19 protein-coding genes and 1 pseudogene are annotated in these 19,304 nt (G+C 71.9%); 3 read left to right on the top strand and 17 right to left on the bottom strand.

Features of this window, described 5'->3' with window-relative positions:
• Positions 1–64 precede the first annotated feature (64 nt).
• The gene (locus tag KY5_RS36605) at positions 65–1,786 is read left to right on the top strand and encodes a GAF domain-containing protein (protein WP_098246231.1); all 1,722 of its coding nucleotides are present in this window, start codon (positions 65–67) and stop codon (positions 1,784–1,786) included.
• 11 nt (positions 1,787–1,797) lie between these two features.
• On the opposite strand, the gene KY5_RS36600 is transcribed toward KY5_RS36605, so the two are convergent.
• The 16 genes and pseudogenes from KY5_RS36600 to KY5_RS36525 all read right to left on the bottom strand — a co-directional run bounded on the left by KY5_RS36600 (position 1,798) and on the right by KY5_RS36525 (position 17,449).
• Positions 1,798–2,484 (bottom strand): response regulator, encoded by a 687-nt coding sequence (locus KY5_RS36600; protein ID WP_098246230.1) that lies wholly within the window; start codon positions 2,482–2,484, stop codon positions 1,798–1,800.
• A gap of 111 nt (positions 2,485–2,595) precedes the next feature.
• Positions 2,596–3,630 (bottom strand): hydrogenase expression/formation protein HypE, encoded by a 1,035-nt coding sequence (hypE, locus tag KY5_RS36595; protein ID WP_098246229.1) that lies wholly within the window; start codon positions 3,628–3,630, stop codon positions 2,596–2,598.
• On the bottom strand, positions 3,630–4,727 hold the full coding sequence (hypD, locus tag KY5_RS36590; RefSeq protein WP_098246228.1) for a hydrogenase formation protein HypD: 1,098 nt from the start codon (positions 4,725–4,727) through the stop codon (positions 3,630–3,632). The genes hypE and hypD overlap by 1 nt, the downstream gene beginning before the upstream one ends.
• A complete protein-coding gene (locus KY5_RS36585) occupies positions 4,724–5,344 on the bottom strand; it encodes a CBS domain-containing protein (protein WP_199843697.1) in 621 nt (206 codons plus the stop codon). Before KY5_RS36585 ends, hypD begins: the two co-directional genes overlap by 4 nt.
• Before the next feature lie 49 nt (positions 5,345–5,393).
• Positions 5,394–6,725, bottom strand: coding sequence for a Ni/Fe hydrogenase subunit alpha (locus KY5_RS36580; RefSeq protein WP_098246226.1), 1,332 nt, complete (start codon positions 6,723–6,725; stop codon positions 5,394–5,396).
• Entirely contained in the window at positions 6,722–7,477 is a 756-nt protein-coding gene (locus tag KY5_RS36575) for an oxidoreductase (RefSeq protein WP_098246225.1), read from the bottom strand. Before KY5_RS36575 ends, KY5_RS36580 begins: the two co-directional genes overlap by 4 nt.
• 1 nt (position 7,478) lies before the next feature.
• Positions 7,479–8,285, bottom strand: a complete 807-nt coding sequence (locus tag KY5_RS36570; RefSeq protein ID WP_098246224.1) for an FAD/NAD(P)-binding protein — start codon at positions 8,283–8,285, stop codon at positions 7,479–7,481.
• A 32-nt stretch (positions 8,286–8,317) separates the two neighbouring features.
• Positions 8,318–8,455 (bottom strand): annotated as a pseudogene (locus KY5_RS36565) (regulator); the annotation flags it as partial.
• Positions 8,452–9,594: a 4Fe-4S dicluster domain-containing protein gene (locus KY5_RS36560; protein WP_098246223.1), complete on the bottom strand. Its 1,143-nt coding sequence runs from the start codon at positions 9,592–9,594 to the stop codon at positions 8,452–8,454. The gene KY5_RS36560 and the pseudogene KY5_RS36565, both read right to left, overlap by 4 nt.
• A 110-nt stretch (positions 9,595–9,704) precedes the next feature.
• A complete protein-coding gene (locus KY5_RS36555) occupies positions 9,705–10,292 on the bottom strand; it encodes a hypothetical protein (RefSeq protein WP_098246222.1) in 588 nt (195 codons plus the stop codon).
• A gap of 4 nt (positions 10,293–10,296) precedes the next feature.
• The gene (locus KY5_RS36550) at positions 10,297–10,815 is read right to left on the bottom strand and encodes a flavodoxin domain-containing protein (RefSeq protein WP_098246221.1); all 519 of its coding nucleotides are present in this window, start codon (positions 10,813–10,815) and stop codon (positions 10,297–10,299) included.
• Between the two features lie 16 nt (positions 10,816–10,831).
• Positions 10,832–11,563 (bottom strand): CBS domain-containing protein, encoded by a 732-nt coding sequence (locus tag KY5_RS36545; protein ID WP_098246220.1) that lies wholly within the window; start codon positions 11,561–11,563, stop codon positions 10,832–10,834.
• A 13-nt stretch (positions 11,564–11,576) separates the two neighbouring features.
• A complete protein-coding gene (locus KY5_RS36540; RefSeq protein WP_098246219.1) occupies positions 11,577–14,270 on the bottom strand; it encodes a bifunctional GNAT family N-acetyltransferase/acetate--CoA ligase family protein in 2,694 nt (897 codons plus the stop codon).
• 97 nt (positions 14,271–14,367) lie between these two features.
• Positions 14,368–14,637, bottom strand: coding sequence for a HypC/HybG/HupF family hydrogenase formation chaperone (locus KY5_RS36535; protein WP_098246218.1), 270 nt, complete (start codon positions 14,635–14,637; stop codon positions 14,368–14,370).
• 5 nt (positions 14,638–14,642) lie between these two features.
• Complete coding sequence (gene hypF / locus KY5_RS36530) at positions 14,643–16,937, bottom strand: carbamoyltransferase HypF (protein WP_098246217.1); 2,295 nt, start codon at positions 16,935–16,937, stop codon at positions 14,643–14,645.
• Positions 16,938–16,939: 2 nt separating this feature from the next.
• Positions 16,940–17,449, bottom strand: a complete 510-nt coding sequence (locus tag KY5_RS36525; protein ID WP_098246216.1) for a hydrogenase maturation protease — start codon at positions 17,447–17,449, stop codon at positions 16,940–16,942.
• Positions 17,450–17,567: 118 nt separating this feature from the next.
• Here KY5_RS36525 and KY5_RS41970 point away from each other — a divergent pair, with 118 nt between their 5' ends.
• A complete protein-coding gene (locus tag KY5_RS41970; RefSeq protein WP_159072681.1) occupies positions 17,568–17,705 on the top strand; it encodes a hypothetical protein in 138 nt (45 codons plus the stop codon).
• 120 nt (positions 17,706–17,825) lie between these two features.
• Complete coding sequence (locus tag KY5_RS36520) at positions 17,826–18,674, top strand: universal stress protein (protein WP_098246215.1); 849 nt, start codon at positions 17,826–17,828, stop codon at positions 18,672–18,674.
• A 98-nt stretch (positions 18,675–18,772) separates the two neighbouring features.
• Here the strand turns inward: KY5_RS36520 and KY5_RS36515 are convergent, their stop codons facing one another.
• Entirely contained in the window at positions 18,773–19,198 is a 426-nt protein-coding gene (locus KY5_RS36515; RefSeq protein ID WP_098246214.1) for an Hsp20/alpha crystallin family protein, read from the bottom strand.
• Positions 19,199–19,304 lie beyond the last annotated feature (106 nt).

Genomic DNA, 19,304 nt, shown 5'->3' with positions numbered 1-19,304 from the left:
ATATGGCTACTGTGAGGGGCGTACCTGCAACGCCTTGTCCGACAGAGCCCGGCGGAGGCAGCACATGGGTGGGGACGCGTACCACGAATCGGAGCGGCTGCCTCGATTACAGCTAGATGACTTGCTCGAAGAGCTCCAAGGGCGGATCGAAGCGGTCCGTGGGACCCGGGACCGGCTGCACGGGCTGCTGGAAGCGGTGCTTTCGGTCGGGCGGGAGCTGGATCTGCCGCAGGTGCTGCGGCGCATCGTGGAGACCGCCGTCGCGCTGGTGGACGCGGAGTACGGAGCGCTCGGCGTCATCGGCACGGGAAGCAAGCTGAACGAGTTCCTGCCCGTGGGGATCCGTGAGCGGGTGCGCGCGCAGATCGGTGATCTTCCCTCGGGGCACGGGCTGCTCGGTGAACTGATCCGGCATCCCGAGCCGTTGCGGCTCAAGGAGCTGACGGAGCATGCGGCGTCGTCCGGTTTCCCGGCGCACCATCCCCCGATGCACTCGTTCCTCGGCGTACCCATCCGGGTGCGCGATGAGGTGTTCGGGAACCTCTACCTCACCGAGAAGCGCGGCGGGGCGGAGTTCGACGCCGAGGACGAGGCGGTGCTCTCGACGCTGGCCGTGGCCGCGGGGGTGGCCATCGAGAACGCACGGCTCTACGAGGAGGCGCGGCTGCGCGCGCAGTGGCTGACCGTCGGTGCGGAGTTCACCAACGCGCTGCTCTCCGGCACGCCCGAGGCACGCGTCCTGGAAATGATGGTCGAGCGTGCCAGGGAGATCACCTCGGCCGACATCGGCGTGGTGGACCTGGTGGTGGCCGACAGCCAGGAACTCCTCGGCGTACTCGCCCTCGGCGAGAGCGCCGAGGCGCACCGGGGCCAGCGCATTCCCCGCCGAGGGACGTTGGCCGGTGTCGCGTTGAGCGGCGGTGATCTGGTGGTCACCACGGACGTCGCCGGTGACCCACGGGTCACCTTCGCCCCGGAGAGGTGGAAGGGTCTGGGGCCCGCGGTGGCGGTTCCGATGGGGACGGACGACGGGGTGCGCGGCGTTCTCGTGCTGGCGCGGCGCGCCGGGCGGCCCGTCTTCAGCGAGGCCGAGGTCGCGCCGCTGCCCGGTTTCGCCGGTCAGGCAGCCCTGGCGCTCGAACTCGCCGACCGGCGGCGGGACGCCGAGCAGATGAGTCTGCTCGAGGACCGGGACCGGATCGCCCGGGACCTGCACGACCTGGCGATCCAGCGGCTGTTCGCGACCGGGATGACGCTCCAGAGCGCCCTGCGGTTCGTCCAGCACCCCGAGGCTTCCGAGCGCCTGCTGCGGGCGGTGGACGACCTCGACACCACCATCAAGATCATCCGGTCGACCATCTTCGGGCTGCGCGCCCACGAGGCGTCCGCGGTGGTCGGCGCCGGGCTGCGCGTGCGGATCGCCCGTACGGTGGAGGAGGCGGTGACCTCCCTCGGTTTCACCCCCGCGGTGCGCATGGAGGGCCTGCTGGACACCGACGTGCCCGCCGCCACCGCCGACGACGCCGTGGCCGTGCTGAGCGAAGCGCTCTCCAACATCACCCGGCATGCCCGGGCGTCGGCCGCGGAGATCGCCGTCACCGTAGGCAAGGGAGAGCTGACGCTCACCGTGACGGACAACGGCGTCGGCATCGGCGCGAGTGGTCGCCGCAGTGGTCTGCGCAACCTCGCCGAGAGGGCCGAGAGGCTGGGCGGCATGCTGTCGCTGGGGCGCGGGCCGGAGGGCGGCACGCACCTGGAGTGGCACGTTCCGCTGCGAGGCAGGTAAGCGGAGGCACGTCAGCGTGGCTGGTCCGCCTCGAAGTGAGCCGCGATCACGGCGGCCTGGATGCGTCGTTCCACACCCAGCTTCGCCAGGAGCCGGGAGATGTGGTTCTTGACGGTCTTCTCCGAGAGGTAGAGCTCCTTGCCGATCTGGCGGTTGGTGAGCCCCTCGCCGATCCGGGCGAGGATCTCCCGTTCGCGTTCCGTGAGCGCGGCAAGGCGCTCGTCCCGCGGGGGCGCGGGGGCCTCCTCGGGACCGCGCAGGGCGCTCATCAAGCGGGCGGTGGTGGCCGGGTCGAGCAGGGACTGACCCGCGGCGACGGTACGGACGGCGTCGACCAGGTCGGTGCCCTTGATCTGCTTCAGGACGTAACCCGCCGCGCCCGCCATGATCGCGTCCAGGAGCGCGTCGTCGTCATCGAAGGAGGTCAGCATCAGGCAGGCGAGGTCCGGCATCTTCGAGCGCAGCTCGCGACAGACCGTGATGCCGTCGCTGTCGGGCAGGCGGATGTCCAGGAGGGCCACGTCCGGGCGCAGGGCCGGGCCGCGGATCAACGCCTGTTCGCTCGTGCCCGCTTCACCGACGACCTCGATGTCGGGTTCGGAGTCGAGCAGGTCGTGGACACCCCTGCGGACGACTTCGTGGTCGTCGAGGAGGAAGACCCGGATCGGGTGATCCACCGAGAACGTACGAACGGTCATTGCTGCCCCCTGGATATCCGCGATCCGGTGCCCCGTGCCGATCCTGTCGGGTGCGCCGAGCCACGCACCAGGGCCGAGTGGCCCCGATTCACCGTCCGGCGGTGCCATCTCTCAGCAGATGCGCGGGAGTTGCTCACCCGAGGGCATGTCGACCACGCGTCGTGCGCCGAGCAGGGTGCGCAGCTCCACCCGGGCGGCGTGCGCCGTCGTGCAGTGGCCGATGCGGACCGCCTGAGCGCCTTCCGGATGGGCGCGGAGGGCGAGGAGTGCGGCGTCGGCGATGTCGGGCGCGACGAAGGCGACGAAACAGCCTTCGTTGGCGACGATCAGCGGGTCGAGGCCGAGCAGGTCACAGGCGGCGGCCACGGCGGACGGCACCGGCAGCGCGCTCTCCGCGATCTCCACGCCGACCCCCGCATCGCGTGCGATCTCGTTGAGAGAGGCGGCGAGGCCGCCCCGGGTGGGGTCGCGCAGGCTGTGGACGGCGTCACCGAAGGGCGCGAGGGCCCGCACGAGGCGGTGCAGTGGCCTCGTGTCTGAGGCGATGTCCGTCTCGAATCCGAGTCCTTCGCGGGTGGAGAGGACCGCGGTGCCGTGCAGGCCGATCGGGCCGGAGAGCAGCACCGCGTCCCCGGCGCGGGCCCGGGCCGACGAGGGTGCGAGGCCGGGAACGCGGCGGCCGATGCCGGTCGTGTTGAGGAAGAGCCGGTCCGCGGCGCCGCGTCCGACGACCTTGGTGTCCCCGGTGATGACGGGGACGTCCGCCTGCTGCGCGGCTTTCCCCGCGGAGTCCAGGACCGAGCGCAGCTCGGCGAGCGGCAGCCCTTCTTCCGCGATGACCGCGAGGGTCAGCGCGAGGGGCAGGGCTCCGCGCATGGCCAGGTCGTTGACCGTCCCGTGTACGGCCAGGGAGCCGATGTCCCCGCCGGGGAAGGTCAGCGGACTGACGACGAACGAGTCGGTGGAGACAACGAGTTCGCCCCCTCCCGGCAGCAGGGCAGCGTCTTCGAGGGGGCCGTCGGGCCGCCTCCCCAGGGCGGGCAGGACGAGCCTGTCCAGGAGTTCGGCCGTCAGCCTGCCGCCGGCGCCGTGGCCCAGCTGGACGACGTCGTCCTCGCTGTATGGGACGGGGCAGTCGATGTTCATCACGGCGTGCTCCCGGTCCGGCCCGCGGCGTGGAAGGCGGCGCAGGTGCCCTCGCTGGACACCATGGGGGCGCCGAGCGGGGTGCGGGGCGTGCAACGGATGCCGTAGGCGCGGCAGTCGGTGGGCAGCCGCGCCCCGGTGAGGATGGCTCCCGCGATGCAGTCGGGGTCCTCCACGGAGTGCTGTGCGCCCACCTCGAATCGGCGGACGGCGTCGAACGCGGCGTACTCCGGGGCGAGTTCCAGGCCGCCGGCCGGGAGCGTGCCGATCCCTCGCCAGGCCCGATCGGTGACGCGGAAGACGCGGGCGAGGGCGAGTTGGGCCTCGTCGTTGCCTCGTCGCCGCACGGCCCTGGCGTACTGGTTCTCCACGTCGTACCGGCCCTCTTCGAGCTGGACGACGGCCATCAGGATACCTTCGAGCAAATCGAGCGGCTCGAATCCGGTGACCACGACCGGCACTTGATACCGCTCGGCGATCGGCTCGTACTCCCGCCAGCCCATCACCGCACAGACGTGCCCGGCGGCCAGGAACGCCTCGACCTCGCAGTCCGGGTCCTCGAGGAGTGCCGTCATCGCGGGCGGCACGAGGACGTGGCTGACCAGGAGCGAGAAGTTGGCGAGCCCGAGGCGGGCGGCGTGCAGGACGGTCATCGCGTTGGCAGGTGCGGTGGTCTCGAACCCGACGGCGAGGAAGACGACTTCGCGGTCGGGGTTCTCCTCGGCGATCCGCACCGCCTCCATCGGCGAATACACCACACGTACGTCCGCACCACGGGCGCGCAGGGCCAGGAGGTCTGTGGTGCTGCCGGGCACGCGCAGCATGTCGCCGAAGCTCGTGAAGGTCACGCCGGGGCGCGCCGCGACGGCCATCGCCCGGTCGAGGGTCTCCAGCGGGGTGACGCAGACCGGGCAGCCGGGGCCGTGGATCATGCGGATGCCCGCGGGCAGCAGTTCGTCGATGCCCTGGCGGACCAGGGTGTGGGTCTGCCCTCCGCAGACTTCCATGATCCGCCAGGGCCGGGACGCGGTGCGGGCTAAGCGGCCCAGCAACTCGCGCCCCAGCGCCGGGTCGCGGTACTCGTCCAGGTACTTCATCGCGGCTTCTCGCCCGGCTCCGCCAGGTCGACGCGGACGTCGACGACACCCTCGACGGCCCTGGCCAGGCGGGCGGCGACCGGGACGAGGGACCTGTCGCGGATCGCGCCGCCGAGGGTGACCACGCCCTCCTCGACCGCCACCGTGACGGCCCCGTCGGGGAAAAGGACGGCGACCACGGTGCGGTTCACTTCCTCGGCCAGCTCTCCGTCGGTGCGCAGGAACACCTTCAGGAGGTCGCTGCGGCTCACGACGCCCTGGAGCAGGCCGTGGTCGTCGGTCACCGGGAGGCGCTTGACGTGCCGCAGGGCCATGACGCGGGCGGCCTGTGGCAGTGTGGTGTCCGGGTGGACGGTGACGGCGGGAGTGCTCATCACCTCGCCCGCGCTCACGCCTCCGGCCTTGGCCAGGTCGGAGAGGCGGCGCCGCTGATCGAGGTGGGTGGGGTCACTGTCGCGGAACTCCTCCTTGGGCAGCAGGTCCGCCTCGGAGACCACGCCGATGACCCGGCCCTCGCCCGCCAGGACGGGCAGCGCGCTGATCTTCCACTGCTCCATCAGCGCGACGATCTCCTTGAAGGGGGCCTCTCGGCCGACGGCGATGACGGTGTGGGTCATCACGTCGCTCACGGTGCGCGGGGTGTGGAGCACGGCGCCCTCCTCGGGGTCAGGTGCGCTCGATGGTGAGGTCAAGGAAGTGCGTGGAGCAGGAGATGCACGGGTCGTGATTGCGGATGGCCCGCTCACAGAGGCGCGTCAACTCCTCGTCACTCGCGTCGTGTTCGTCGATCGCCGCCTGGGCGATGCGCCGCAGATCGTCCTCGATGGCGCCCTGGTTCTGCGCGGTGGGCGGCACGAGGCAGGCGTCGGCGACGGCGCCCTCGGAGTCCAGGAGGTAGCGGTGGTAGAGGAGCCCGCGAGGAGCCTCCGTAGCACCGTGTCCGGTGCCCGCCACGGGCGGGACCTCGGTGTGCGGATGCCGAGGAGGCTCGTACGTGTCGATGATCCGCAGCGCCTCGTCGACCGCGTACACGACCTCCACGGCCCGGACCAGGATCGATCGGAACGGATTGCGGCAGGCCACGCCCTCGTACGGGTCGCCGAGACCGGCGGCACGGGCGGCCTCGACCGCGGTGCGCGACAGCCACCGGCCACTGATCGCGAAGCGGGCCAACGAGCCGGTGAGGTGACGGCGCCCGTCGAGGGTGGAGTGCAGGGCGGTGGAGTGCGGGAGGTGCTCCTCGTGCACCCGGTCGAGGAAGGCGTGCAGCGGGAACGTGCTCAGCGTGCCGTCGGCGCGCAGCACGGCCGGGGTGCCGGTCTCGATGGCGTACGTTCCCGGGGCGGCCAGCGCGAACAGGTCGGCGTCGGTCTCGGCGTCGGGGAAGTCGAACCCGGCCACCCAGCTGACGGTCTGCCAGGCGTCGTCCGCCGCCCTCTTCAACTGCTCGGCCAGTGGCTTCAGTTCGTGCCGCGTCGGGGTGCGGTGGAAGCCACCCAGGCGGACGTTGACCGGGTGGATGGCGCGGCCGCCGAGGAGTTCGAGGACAGCGTTGCCCGCCTGCTTGAGCCGCAGCCCCCTCTCGACGTGTGCGCGGGCCGTGCGGGCCAGCTCGACGGCACCGTCGCAGCCGAGGAAGTCGGGTGCGTGCAGGAGGTAGATGTGCAGGGTCTGGCTCTCGATCCACTCGCCGCAGTAGAGCAACCGTCGCAGCTCGCGCAGGGCCGGGTCGACGGTGACGTGGCAGGCGTCCTCTATGGCGGCGCAGGCACTCAACTGGTAGGCGACCGGGCAGATCCCGCACACCCGGGCGGTGATGTCGGGCGGCTCGGTGTACACCCGTCCCCGCAGGAACGCTTCGAAGAACCGCGGCGGCTCGTAGATCCGCAGCCGCGCGTCGGTGACCGCTCCGTCGTGGACGCTCAGGTGCAGGGCCCCCTCGCCCTCGACCCGGGCGAGCGAGCCGACGTGCAGGACACGGCTGCCGCGGTGCGTCATCGGCGTAACTCCTTCTCGAATGCCGCGGTGTTGAAGGTGTGCAGGAAGCGTTCGGCGTCGCGGTCGTCCATGCCGTCGCGGTGGAGCACCGGAATCAGCGCGGGCAAGTTGACCGACCCGGACGGGCCGAAGCAGCCGTAGCAGCCGCGTCCGTACGCCGGGCAGATCGCCCCGCATCCGGCGTGGGTCACGGGGCCGAGGCAGGGGGTGCCGTGGGCGACGGTGACGCAGACCGTGCCGCGCCGCTTGCACTCGAAGCAGACGCTGTTGTTCGGGATGTCGGGCTTGCGGCCTGCCAGATACGCGGTGATGACCTCCAGGAGCTGACGGCGGTCGACGGGGCAGCCGCGCAGTTCGAAGTCGACGTCCACGTGGGCGGAGACGGGGGTGGAGGTGGCGAGCGTGTCGATGTAGTCGGGGCGCGCGTAGACGGTACGGCTGAACTCCTCGACGTCCGCGAAGTCGCGCAGCGCCTGGATGCCTCCGGCCGTCGCGCACGCTCCGATGGTCACCAGGTGGCGCGAGGCGGCCCGGATCTCGTGGACGCGTTCGGCGTCGGCGGGCGTGGTGACGGAACCCTCGACGAGGGTCAGGTCGTAGGGGCCGGGACGGACCGCGCTGGACGCCTCCAGGAAGTGGGCGATCTCCACTTGGCCGCTGAGGCCGAGGAGCTCGTCCTCGCAGTCGAGCAGAGTGAGCTGGCAGCCGTCGCAGGAAGCGAGCTTGAACACGGCGAGCGTCGGAGGGGACATCTCACAACTCCCTTACGTAGAGCAGTGGTTCCGCCTGGGTCCAGGTGACGACGGGGCCGTCTCTGCACAGCAGGAGCGGGCCGAGCTGGCAGTGTCCGCAGTGCCCCGTCGCACAGCGCATGTTGCGTTCCAGGGAGACCCGGATCCGGTCGCCGGGCACGCCGCGACGCAGCAGGTCGCGGGCGCTCGCCCGGATCATCGGCTCGGGACCGCAGACGAACGCCGTGGTGTTGTCCGGCGCGAAGCGGGCGTCGTCCAACAGCTGGGTGACCACGCCGACGCGGCCCGCCCAGCCCGCGGCCGTTCGGTCGACGGTCACACCCGTGAACGCAGTCGACCACTGCCGGGTCTCGATCTTCGCCATGAGATCGTCCGGTGTCCGCGCACCCACCAGGACGTTCAGGCGGCCGTACGGTTTCGGGCAGGCGACCGCGTCGCGGATCAGGGGACGGAGCGGGGCGAGCCCGATGCCCCCGGCCACGACCAACAGGTCCTGTCCGACGGCCTTCTCCAGTTCCCAGCCGGTTCCGTACGGGCCGCGCAGTCCCAGGACGTCGCCGACCTCGGCGGCGTACAACCCGTCGGAAACCGCGCCGACGCCGCGCACCGTGTGCGCGAGCCCGCCCGTGGTAGGGAGCGCGCTGACCGACAGCGGTATCTCGCCCCGTCCGAACGCCCACACCATCGCGAACTGCCCCGGCACAAAGGCGGGCAACGGCTCTCCCACCGCCTCCAGGCGGAGCGTCGCTGTGTCCGGCGTCTCCGCCCAGCGGGCGACGACCCGGTACAGAACCGGAACGCCGGTCATCCTCGCGCACCCCCGCTGCCGCAGGGCGGGAACAGCCAGAACCGGTCGGCGCGCCCGCCCTGCTCGAAGATCCGGGTGCCGACCGGGAAGGACACCTCGCGCGCGATCCGCATCAGCCGGTCGCGGTGCTCGGTGGGGAGGGCACTCAGCACGGTCGTGACGTTGCTCATCGCTCCGTCTCCTTCTTGACCGCCTCGTCCCTGAGGGCCGCGACTTCTTCGGTGATGTCGATCCCGACCGGGCACCAGACGATGCATCGTCCGCAGCCCACACAGCCCGAGCTGTCGAACTGGTCGTGCCAGGTGCCCAGTTTGTGGGTGAGCCACTGGCGGTAGCGGCTGCGCGGTGACTTGCGCACCGGCCCGCCGTGAAGGTGGGAGAAGTCAAGATCGAAGCAGGAGTCCCAGCGCTGCCAGCGCTCCGCGTGGTCCCCGGTGAGGTCGGTGACCTCCTCGGTCGTGGTGCAGAAGCAGGTGGGGCAGACCATCGTGCAGTTACCGCAGGTCAGGCAGCGTCCGGCGACGTCGTCCCAGCGCTCGGCGTCCAGGCTCGCCCCCATCAGCCGCTGCAGGCTCACCGGCGGCATGGCCCGGCCCATCTTGTCGACCGCCCCGGAGACCGCGGCGGCTGCCGCGTCACTGGTGACGACGTCGGCCCCGCGATGCGGGACCGCGTCGAGCAGTTCTCCGCCGGCCTCGCTGCCCACCCGCACGTAGAAGCGGTGTCCCGCGTCGTCGACGACTTCCGTCAGCGCGAGGTCGAAACCCGCGTCGGCACCGGGGCCGCTCCCCATGGACACGCAGAAGCAGGTCCCCCCCGGCTCGGTGCACTCGGCGGCTATCAGGAAGGCTCCCCTCCGTCGTTCCTGATAGCCGCTGTCCTTGTAGTGGCCGCCCGTCAGCACCCGGTCCTGGATGGCAATCGCCCGCAGGTCACAGGGCCGCACCCCGAGGAAGGCGTACGAAGGCCGCGGCGCTGTCTCCGTACTGACCTCCACGCTTCCTCCGGGCGACCGGTCGGCGCTCCACAGCTTCTCGCGCTGCGGGTGCAGGAAGTTCTTCCAGGACTGGGGGCCCGCCGAGTGCGCGAAGGCCGCTCCGTCCTCGCGGCGCCGCAGCCGGTAGTGACCGGCATCCAGCTCCACGCCCCATCCGTAAGGAAGCTGGGCGGCCGAGTCGAGTGCGGCGAGGACGATCGCACCGTCCCGGACCGTCGGTCCCACGACGGTCCGGCCACTGGCCACCAGGGCGGCGACGAGTGCGTTCAAGCCGTTCCTGTCGAGGACTGCTGCGGCTGAGGTGGTCGTCATGTCCGTCCTCCCGAATCGAGGGTGGGGCCTTGCTACCAGGCTCGAAGAACCGCCGCCCGCGGGGCAGGGGCCGAGCGGCCCTATTCGGGCCCTGCCGGACCGAATTCAGTTCAGCGCTGGCTCCCGGTCCACTGCGGTCCCGTTCGCGCCCATGCCCGCTCCCACTCCGCCATCCGCCGCCGGTGGGTCACCGCACGTACGGTGAGCCAGACGCCTCCGGCAGACATCCAGACCACAAAGCTCCCCGCGCCTCCCACGGCGATCGCGGTGCCCCACTGCACGTCCTCGCCCATCGGGGCAGTGGTGCCCTTGCCGCGGGCGTCGAGCCAGACGTCGGTCCTGCTGCCCGCCGTGGCGCCCGACTCGACCCGGGCGACAGCCGTGTGCACCGCGCCGCCGGGACCGGTCCAGCGCACCTCGACCGGGTAAGTGGTCCGGGAGCCGAAGCTGTCGGCCGGTGGCGCGTCCTCGACGAGCGTGGCGCGCACGACGTGGCGGTCGGCCCGTTGCCGTGCGGCCTCGGCATGCGCGCTGTCGTAGGCGAAGGCCCCGGCCAACACCCCGGCCAGGGGCGCGACGAACACCATCGCGGCCCCCAGCAGTAGGACGGTCCACGCCTCCACGACATCGCAGCGGCGACGCAGGGGGCTCTTGCGCCATCGCCACGCGACAGCCCGGAGCCACGTCGGGGCGTTCATGACGTCACGTTCCCTCCCGCACCGCGAACTCGTCCCTCAGCGTGGCCCCGATGTGTCGCGTCCAGTCGGCGATCCGCGCGAAGTCGCGGTAGTCGCCGCCCTTCCCGGACTTGATGATCATTCGGGCGATACGGCCCTTCGCACCCTCCTCCAGGCAACCGCCGAAGGTGACGTGCTCCCTGGCGTTGACACGGATGAGAGCCCTGCGCACGAAGGGAACCGGCGGGATGTCGCGCTCGCTCGCCGAGGCGTCGAGCGGCCCGCTGCTGAACAGCCACACCGGCCGTGCGGCCAGGGCCTGGGCATTGCGGTTGAGGAACCGGCGGGCGTTCTTGTGCCAGCGGTTCTCGTAGAGCGGGCTGCCGAGCACGACGGCGTCGTACGCCTGGAGGTCTCCGACTTCGGAGACCAGCCGCATGTCGGGGGCCAGGCCCTCCTTGTGGAGGACCTCCGTGATGGTGCGGGCGATCTCCGCCGTGGACCAGTTCTTCGTCGCGTAGGCGACGAGCACCTTGATGGTCATGGTGATCGAGCCCTCCTCAGAGTTTGCGCAGCCAGTCGTCGGCCACGCCCCGCAGGGCCTGGTCACTCGGCTGGAGGTGGGAGTCGTCCACGCGGTAGGTGAGCTTGTCGACCACCGCGACGACCCCGTCGATCTCACGCGTCATGTGCAGCGCGATGGGCACCTCGCTGCGGCGCTCCACCTGCCCGTCGAGGGTCACCACGCCGTCCCGTACCTGGACGTCAATGGTCTGTGGTGCCAGCCACAGGGCCTGGACCAGGACCTGTTCGATCACCTCGTGACGGATGCCGTCGTCCGGGCGCAGGAAGACCTGGAGCAGGTCGCGCCGGGTGACGATGCCGACCAGGCGGTCCTCGTCGTCGATGACGGGCAGCCGCTCCACCCGGTGCTGGGCCATCCGGCGGGCCCCCTCTGCGATGCTCTTCCCTGAGTGGACACAGACCGGGGGCCGGGACATCAGCTGTCCTGCCGTGCGTGCCGTGGCCTTGGAGCGGTCCTTGCGCGCGACGGGGTGCTTCCTGCGGAGCCGGAAGCGACGGGGCGGCTGCTCGGGGGCGGGAGCCTCGGCCTCGCGCACCAGCAGGTCCGTCTCCGAGACCACCCCGATCACCTTGTCGTCGGCGTCGATCACCGGCAGCCCGCTGATGCGGTGCGTGTCCAGGAGCCTGGCCACCTCCTTGAACGGGGTGCCGTACCGGGCGCTGACCACCTCACTGGTCATCACGGAACCGATCTTGCTGTGCTTCATCTCTGTCTCCTCCTCAGCGCAGTCGGCGCAGGTACCGGTCCTGGGCGGGCCGGGGCAGCAGTCGCACCCGCGCGTCGAGCGCCGTGATACCGCCCGGCCGTGCCAGGACGGGGTTGAAGTCGGCCTCGGCGAGCTGTGGCAGGTCGCAGGCCATCCGGGAAAGCCTGTGCAGGAGTTGCTCCAGGCGTTCGAGGTCCACCGGGCCGCTGCCGCCGTGTCCGAAGAGGAGCGGTGCGCAGCGCGGTGCGGTGATCAGGTCGTGGACGTCGAGGTCGGTGAGGGGGGCCAGGCGGGCCGCGTGGTCCGCGAGCACCTCCGTGGCGGTGCCGCCGAGCCCGAAAAGGACCAGCGGCCCGAAGACCTCGTCCTGGACGACGCCCGCGAACAGTTCGGTGCCGCGCTCGGCGAGCGGCTGGATCACCACTCCGGTGAGCAGTCCGGCGAACCGGGTTGCCACGTCCCGGAAGGCGGCGCGTACTTGGCTGTCTCCGCGCAGGTCGAGGTGGATGGCGTGCTGCTCGCTCTTGTGCAGCAGGCCGGGCCAGTGCGCTTTCAGTACGACGCGGCCGTCAGGGCCGCGCAGCAGCTCGGCGGCCCTGACCGCCTCGTCCTCGGACTCGGCCCAGGCCCACGGCAGTTGTGGGATGCCGTAGCAGCCGAGCAGCTCGGCGCAGGCGCGCGGGTCCAGCCAGCCGCCTTCGGGATGTCCTGCCAGCCAGGTTTCGGCCACCTCGTGGGCGCGTCGCGTCTCCACGTCGGGCAGGTTCTGGACCGCGCCGGGGGGACGAGCCAGCCAGCGGGCCCGTCGCACGGCATGGGCCAGAGCCCCCGCCGCTGTCTGCGGATCGGCGTAGGAAGGGATGGTTCCGTCGCCCTTGGTCGGCAGCAGTCGGACGGGCAGTGCCTGATCGAGGCGGACCACGGCGACCGTCCGCGGGCGGCGGCCCGGGATGTCGGTGAGTGCCCTGACGAGGTCCTCGCCGGTCGCCGTGGCGACCGCGGTGGGCACGAGCACCACCAGGACGGCGTCGATGCCCCCGTGCCGCACGAGCCGGTCGACACAGCTCTTGAGCTGTGCCTCGGTGACGGCGGCGGTGGCATCGACCGGGTTGACGGGCGAAGCGCCCTCGGGCAGCCGGTCGAGCAGGTCGTCGATGACTTCGGCCGGGAGCGACGGCATGACGAGTCCGGCCTCGGCACACGCGTCCGCCGCGAGGACTCCCGCACCACCCGCGTTGGTGACGATGGCGACCCGGTTTCCGGCGGGCAGGGGCTGGGAGTGCAACAGGGCAGCCGCGGCGAGGAGTTCACCGACGGAGCCGGTCGCGGTGATGCCCGCCTGGGTGAACAGGGCCTGTCGGGTCATGGTCCGCGTGGCGGCCGCGGAGGTGTGCGAGGCGGCCGCTCGTCGACCGGCCTCGGTGCGCCCCGCGTCGACGGTGAGCACCGGCATGCGCCGGGACACACGCCGAGCGGTGCGGGAGAAGGCCCGTGGGTTCCCGAAGGACTCCAGGTGCAGCAGGGCCAGGTCGGTGACGCCGTCGGACTCCCACCACTGGAGCAGGTCGTTGCCGCTGACGTCGTACTTGTCGCCGAGCGAGACGAAGCTGGAGACGCCGAGACCGAGCCGGGTCAGGCCGTCGAGCAGGGCGATCCCGACTCCCCCGGACTGCACGGCGATACCGGTCGTGCCGCGGCGCGGGTGCCGGGCGGCGAAGGTCGAGTCCAGCGACAGCTTCGTGTCGGTGTTGGCGATGCCGAGGCAGTTCGGGCCGACCAGCCGCATGCCGTGCCTGCGGCAGGTGGCCAAAAGGGCCCCGGCCTCCGTGGCGTCCAGTCCGGCCGTGACCACCACGAGCGCGCGCACGCCCGCTTTGCCGCACTCCTCGGCCGTCTCCGGCAGGACTGCGGCGGGCACCGCGAGGACCGCGAGGTCGGGAACCCTGGGCAACGCGGAGACCGAAGGGTAGGCGGGCACGCTCATCAGCGAGGACACGTTCGGGTTGACGGCGAAGAGCTGCCGGGTGAAGCCGCCGGTGCGCAGATTGCGCAGCACGGCGCGGCCGACGGAACCGGCCCTGCGGCCCGCTCCGACCACGGCGATCGAGCTGGGCCTCAGCAACGGCTCCAGGCTCGCCACGTCCGCCGTCAGGCCGCGCGCCTCGACCGCGGTCAGGTAGGTCTCATCCTCCGCCAACTGGATGCTGTAGCGCAGCTCGGGTCCTTCGAAGTGGCGCGCGGTGCGCAGTCCGAGGTCGGCGAAGATCTTCAGCACCTCGCGGTTCTCGGCGAGCGCGTCGGCGGTGAACGTAGCGATGCCGTCGGCGCGAGCGGCGGAGACCAGATGTTCAAGGAGCAGCGTGCCGATCCCCCGGTGGTGGAGGTCGTCGGCGACCGCGAGCGAGATCTCGGCATCAGCGGGATCGTCCGCGCTCTCGTACTCGGCCAGGCCGATGATCTGGCCCTTGGTCTCGGCCAGCAGCGCGAGATATCCGGCGCGCGGAGCCGCACAGGCCCGGTCGGCGGCCTGCTCGGCGGATCGACGGCTCGCGACGAAGAACCTCAGTCGGAGATTCTCCGGTGACATCTCCTCGTACAGGCACCGCAGTTGTGCGTGGTCATCGGGCCGGGCGCTCCGTATGCAGATGGTCGTCCCGTCGGCGAGCAAGGCGTGGACCGGTGGCCGGCTGCGCTCGTCGTTCGTCATCTCAAGCCTCCTGTCGGCAGGTTGGCCCTTTGAGCATCGGACGTGGGCCCGTGCGCTCCCAGGGGCTGGCCGGGTGCTCGACCAGGGCCGACCGGCCCTATGTGCTCGGGCCGGGCAGCGGCTCGCCGAGTTCGGCCTCCACTGCCCCTGCCATGGCCCGCAAGACGTCCAGGGTCCGCTCGGCCTCGGCCTCGTCGACCTCGGTGATGGCGAATCCGACGTGCACGACGACGTACGTGCCGACCGACGCCTTCGGCGTGTAGGCGAGGCAGACCTCGCGGCGTACCCCGCCGAAGTCGACGGTGGCCATGCGCAGACCGGAGTCGTCCCTGACCTCGATGACCCGACCGGGGATTCCCAGACACATCGCGCTCACCCCTTCGCGAGCCGGGCGGCGGCGACCGCCGCCTGCCCGTAGCTGATGCCGCCGTCGCCGACCGGTACGGCCTCGCCGACCAGCACGCGCAGTCCTTGAGCATGGAGTCGCGCGGTGACCTCGGTGAGCAGTCGGCGATTGAGGAAACAGCCGCCCGCGAGACAGACGGTGCGCGGCGCGCCGTCCTCGACGGCGTGTGCGACGAGTTCGGCGGTCACGCGGGCGAGCGTCAGGTGGAAGGCCGCGGCGAGCGCGGGGACGCCCTCGCCGCTGTGCTGCCTGCCCAGGAGGTCCATCAGGGTCGGGGCCGGGTCGTACACCCACAGCCCGTCGACCCGCGCCAGGCGGTGGTCCAAGGGCAGGGCGGGCACGGTGCCCGCCGCCTCCTCCAGGGCCACGGCGGCTTCACCCTCGAAGCTCACCGAGTCTCCGAGGCCCAGCAGGCTCGCCACGGCGTCGAAGAGCCGTCCGGCGCTCGAAGCGCGCGGGGAGTTGATGCCCCGCGCCACCATGGCGCGCACCACGGCGGCTTCGGACGGATCGAGCCGCTCGGTGAAGGTCCTGGTCAGCCAGGGGTACGGCCGTGGGCTCCCGAGCAGCTCCGCGCCGTGGAGGTAGCCGAGCGCCATCCGGTACGGGTGACGGACCGCTGCCTCACCGCCCGGCAGCGGCGCGGTCGCGAAACGTCCCACACGCCGGTAGCCGGTCAGATCAGCGACGAGGACCTCCCCGCCCCACAGCGTCCCGTCGTCGCCGAGCCCCAGACCGTCGTAGGCGACTCCGATGAACGGCGTGCGCAGCCCGTGCTCGGCCGCGCACGCCGCGACGTGGGCGTGGTGGTGCTGCACCTCGATGCGGCGCAGTGCCCGGGCCAGCGCCCACTGGGTGGAGCGGTAGCCCGGATGCGGGTCGTGCGCGACGACCTCCGGGACGATGCCGGTGAGCCGGACGAGATCCTCGTAGGCACGCGTGAAGGCGTCCAGCGCGGTCGCGTCCGACAGGTCACCGCCGTGCGGGGAGAGGTGGGCGCCGCTCCGGTCCCCGAGGGTGAAGGTGTGCTTCAGCTGGGCGCCGACCGCCACCAGTGGCTCGGGGGCGGCCGGGGCCAGCGGCAACGGCGCCGGGGCCAGACCGCGCGCCCTGCGGAGCGTGCGCACGGACCGGCCGGTGACCTGGACGACCGAGTCGTCGTAGCGGGCACGGATCGGCCGGTCGTGGACGAGGAAACCGTCGGCGACCGTGCCCAGCGTGCGGCGGGCCTCCGCGTCGTCGGTGGCGATGGGGCAGTCGGCGAGGTTGCCGCTGGTGACGACGAGCGGCCCGGCGAGTTCACGGGCCAGGAGGTGGTGCAGTCCGGTCGTGGGCAGGAAAAGGCCGATGCGGTGGGTGCCGGGATGAACGGCGGGCGCGAGGCCAGGGCCGTGGGCGTCGAGCAGCACCACGGGACGTGTGACCGACAGCAGGACGGCCCGCTCCGTGCCCGACATGTGCGCCAACTCCCCTGCCGCTTGCAGGTCCTGGACCATGACGGCGAACGGCTTGGCGGGGCGGCGCTTGCGCTCCCGCAGCGACTCGACCGCGGTCGGGTCGGTGGCGTCGCACACCAGTTGATAGCCGCCGAGGCCCTTCAGCGCGACGATGCCCCCGCTCTCCACGGTCTTGACCGCGGCGCGCAGCGCGGCTTCCCCTCTCAGCGCGTCCCAGGAGAGCCGCGGCCCGCAGGCGGGGCAGGCGAGCGGCTCGGCGTGGAAACGCCGGTCGCCAGGGTCGCCGTACTCGGCCGCGCAGGCGGCGCAGAGCGGGAAGCGCCTCATCGTGGTGCGGATCCGGTCGTAGGGAAGGTCTTCGATGACGGTGGCGCGCGGTCCGCAGTCGGTGCAGTTGATGAACGGGTAGCGGAAGCGGCGGTCGCCCGGGTCCAGGAGTTCACTCAGGCAGGCGGTACAGATCGCGGCGTCGGGCGGCACCTCCCGGGGGCCTCGCGGCGCCGCACGCCCGGCGTCGCTGCTCCGGATGGTGAATCCGGAAGCGACGGGCGGGAGTTGGCCGTTCACGGCGGTCAACCGCACCTGCCGCACCCGGGCCATGGCGGGCGCACCGGAGCGCAACCGGCCGGTGAACTCCCGGACGGCGTACGGCGTCCCGGCCACCTCGCCCTCCACATGGCCGTCGGTGTTGGCGGCCCACCCGTCCAGGCCGAGTCCGGACGCGAGCCGGTGCACGAAGGGGCGGAAGCCCACTCCCTGCACAGTGCCGAACACTTCGAAGCGGAGTGCGCTGCGCTCCGGCATGGCTACCCCTCTCTGCCGCGCGCGGCGGCGTCCCGGTGCCGCACGATCTCGTCCTCGACGCCTGCGGCGAGCGGAGCCACCACTGCCTCGACGCCCGCCGAAAGGCCGGTGCCCAGCGCGGTGTCGGCGCCCTCGACCGCGTACACGACCAGTCGGCCCGGCAACCTGCCAAGCACCCGGGCGAGTTCGACGGCCTCCCCGAGCCCGAGCCCGTGCGAACTGGCCGTACGCGGCCGCTCCAGGGCGTCGGCGTCCAGCGTGAGCCGGTGCACACGGCCCGGGTGGCCGGGGTGGGCGTGCGCGGCGTCCACGACCACCGCCAGTTGCGTGCCCTCCCACAAGCCGATCAGCCGGGCGGGGTCGCCGTCGCAGGTGGCAAGGACCGTCCCAGGCGGCAGCGGACGGTCGGCGGCCCGCTCACGGAGCCGGGCGATCACCGCCCAGCCGACGCCGTCGTCCCGCCGGAACTCGTTACCGACACCGATCACCGCGATACGCGTCCGGGAGGGCATTCCGTCTCCTTCCGCCGTGCCGTGCCGTGCCGCCACTGTGCGCGGGCCGTCGAGGCGGCGACAGGGGCCGAATGTCCCTCACCGGGGCCGGTTCGCCCCTCCCCCGACGGCCTCCTCGATGAAACGGTCCCAGGACGAGGCCGCGGCGTACGGAGTGCCGCTGCGTGTCGTGCACGCCTCCAGGTGGGAGTGGCACGAGGGGCACGAACCGTTCTTCGGCATCAACCAGCCCTCCGTGCAGTACGCCAGACGATGACCGGCGCCCGCACCCGCCACCGCTCCTGGATCCGCCCACGGCACCGACCTGCCGGAAGTCGCCAACTGGACGTGGACCGGCTGACGGCGCCTCACCGACCGTGCCCCAGAGGAGCCCGCCATGAACGAACAGCTCACCGTCACCGCAGGCATCGACGGCTCTCCCGAGAGCCTGGCCGCCGCCGCTTGGGCGGGCTACGAGGCACTGCGGCGCGATCTGCCCCTGCACCTCATTCACGCCTACGACCAACCGTCGGTGCAGACCCGCCTCCCGGAGGTCGACGTCCCCTTCCACCGCGAGAGCGACGCGCTCAACCATGCGGTCCTGCACCTCTCCGACATCCACCCCGACCTCGGAATCGTCGAGGAGCAGGTCATCGAACCACCGGTGCGGGCCCTGCTGGCGGCGGCGGAATCCTCGGCCCTGCTCGTGCTCGGCTCACGCGGCTTCGGCGCGCTGACCGGGGCACTGGTCGGCTCGGTGGCCCTCGCGGTCGCGGCACAGGCCACCTGCCCGGTCGTCCTAGTACGGGCGGGCGAGCGCCCGGACGACAGGCGCCGGGCACCGGACCGCCCCCGCCCCGTCGTGCTCGGCCTCGACCTCGATCGTCCCTGTGACGAACTCCTGGAATTCGCCTTCGTCGCGGCAACCACCCGTCAGGCACCGCTGCACGCCGTGCACACGTGGACGATCCCCCTGGTCCCCACCGCCGACACCACCGACCCCTCCGTGGCGAAATCCCGGCTCCTCGCGGCCACGCTCACCCCCTGGAAACACAAGTTCCCGGGGGTACAGGTCACTGAACGCCTCGTCCGCGGCCTCACGGGCCACCACGTGTTGCAGGCCGCCAAGGATGCCGACCTGCTCGTCGTCGGCCGCCGTGTCCCTGCCGGGGAGCATCTCGGATCGACCGCGCACGCGGCGATCCACCGCGCCGGGTGCCCGGTCGCGATCGTTCCGCACAACTGACGGGCCCCACCACGCCGAAGGCGACGTGCACGCGTGGAAGGCCCGCGCGACCTGCCCGACTGGGTCGCGCGGGCGTGTGCGGCCGGCGCGTATCGCGCTCAGGTGTGCCGCACCGGGATAGTCCTGGTGGCGTGCTTCCCTTCCGGCACCGGGACCGTGATGGTCAGGACGCCGCCCTCGTACTCTGCGGTCGCCTCGTCTCCGCGTGCGCCGGAGGGCAGCCGGACGGCGCGCGCGAAGGTGCCGTAGCGGAACTCCGAGTGGCGGTCGCCCGCTGTTCCGGCGCTGCGCTCGGCGCACAGCGTCAGGACGCCTTCCGTCACCGTGATGTCGATGTCCTTGTCGGGGTCGACACCGGGAAGTTCGGCACGCAGCGAGTACACCCCGTCCGTGCACGACTCCTCGATCCGAATCCCATGCACCCCGGGTGTCGGGTGAAGCCCCGGAATGCCGCCCTCGATCCAGCCGAACACGTCCGGCAGCCCCTGCGGCCAGTTCGGGAGCCTGTTGATCATGCTGCTCATCTCACCCTCCCTCGTCCCATCTCCCCGCTTCCTCAATTCCCAGCATCGCGCCGCCACGCGGCACCGGCGAGGGCCGTCCGGGTCCCCCTCTTGCCCGGTCGGCCCT

It is taken from the genome of Streptomyces formicae (assembly GCF_002556545.1).
Lineage (GTDB): Bacteria > Actinomycetota > Actinomycetes > Streptomycetales > Streptomycetaceae > Streptomyces > Streptomyces formicae_A.
Note: the sequence above shows the minus strand (reverse complement) of the source record. Positions and strands in the feature narration are given on the sequence as shown.